Raw genomic sequence first — 1,261 nt, 5'->3', positions numbered from 1 at the left:
GCTGGTCCCTGAGCTGGTCCCTGAGCTGGCCCCTGAGCTGGTCCCTGAGCTGGTCCCAGAGCTGGTCCCAGAGCTGGCCCCTGAGCTGGTCCCTGAGCTGGTCCCAGAGCTGGTCCCAGAGCTGGCCCCTGAGCTGGTCCCTGAGCTGGTCCCAGAGCTGGTCCCAGAGCTGGCCCCCGAGCTGGCCCCAGAGCTGGCCCCTGAGCTGGCCCCTGAGCTGGCCCCTGAGCTGGTCCGGCGGTTTCTTCAAAGCACTCATCAGAAAGTTGACGGCGAGTTCACACATAGCCGGCGACGAGAAGTGGAGGATGATCGGCTCATCCTTGCCGAGGCGCTTGTAAAACCCTCGGATAACCTCGTCTCCGGCCTCGAAATCTGCCGGCTCGCGGCAAAGGCCGATCTGTCGCCACTCCTCGCGGAATTCAACCAGGCGCTCTTCCTGCGCTGCGGTCAGTTTCGTGATTTTTGCCATCATCTTCCCTCTGTGTTCGCCGTCCCGCCGTGACAGGAGGCCGTGAATGGTTAGGCGCCAAACTGCTGGCGGTGATTGAGCGTGCCGTGGCTGCGCTGCGTGAAAGCAAGGCCGTTTTCGACGGTGAAATCAGAGCACCAGTCGTCCCAAGCCTGGGAGGTGCGGACGTAGAGCGGCAAGCAGCGGTCTTCGTCGTCCGGCGTTCCCTCGAATTTCGTCAGCCACTGAGCCGCGAATTCCTCCGTGACGTCCTCGGCCGAAAGGGTGTCGAGATCGAACCGCAGGTATGCTGCAGCATGTTCCATGCCCAGAGAGGCGACGGCTTCCTCCGCCGTAGCGTAGGTGGCGCCGTGAAAGCTGCCTTCCTCGAAATAGAAGCCCTTCGGGTTTGTGAGCTTGGTGAGGATCGTCTCGCGGGCGGTGCAAAACTGGCTGCGGTGCATTTCCCTTGCTCCTCTTCGTTCCCGGCGTCGGGCTTCGTTTCATGATCGGTTCAAGCAGATCGGCGTTGGCTTCTTCGTGCTTGGGATGAGGTGATCATACACGCTATGGCGTGCACGTCAACATGAAATCCACGCGATGGCGTGCAAATTTTCTTGCGTGTTTCGAATCAGGGGCGTATCTCTGTCGCCATCAGACGGGCGGCCGGGTGCAATCCCCGAGCCCTAGCCAGACGTTTCGGGGCCACTGAGAGCCGACTATCTGGTGAAGACGTGCAAGGTTGGGGTGGCAAGCGGTGAACCGGCAATCAGGTTCAAGGGACTGGCAAGCACAAGGGTATCTGGAACC

At 61.3% G+C, this 1,261-nt stretch carries 2 protein-coding genes; both read right to left on the bottom strand.

Annotated features, from left to right (window positions below):
- On the bottom strand, positions 1–472 hold a 472-nt coding region (locus tag EXZ48_RS35235), incomplete at its 3' end, for a hypothetical protein (RefSeq protein WP_207900614.1).
- Positions 473–522: 50 nt separating this feature from the next.
- Positions 523–915, bottom strand: a complete 393-nt coding sequence (locus tag EXZ48_RS34570) for a hypothetical protein (protein WP_130521586.1) — start codon at positions 913–915, stop codon at positions 523–525.
- Positions 916–1,261: the final 346 nt, after the last annotated feature.

The organism is Shinella sp. JR1-6, from assembly GCF_004284735.1.
Taxonomy (GTDB): domain Bacteria; phylum Pseudomonadota; class Alphaproteobacteria; order Rhizobiales; family Rhizobiaceae; genus Shinella.
This window is presented reverse-complemented; position numbering and strand designations above follow the sequence as displayed.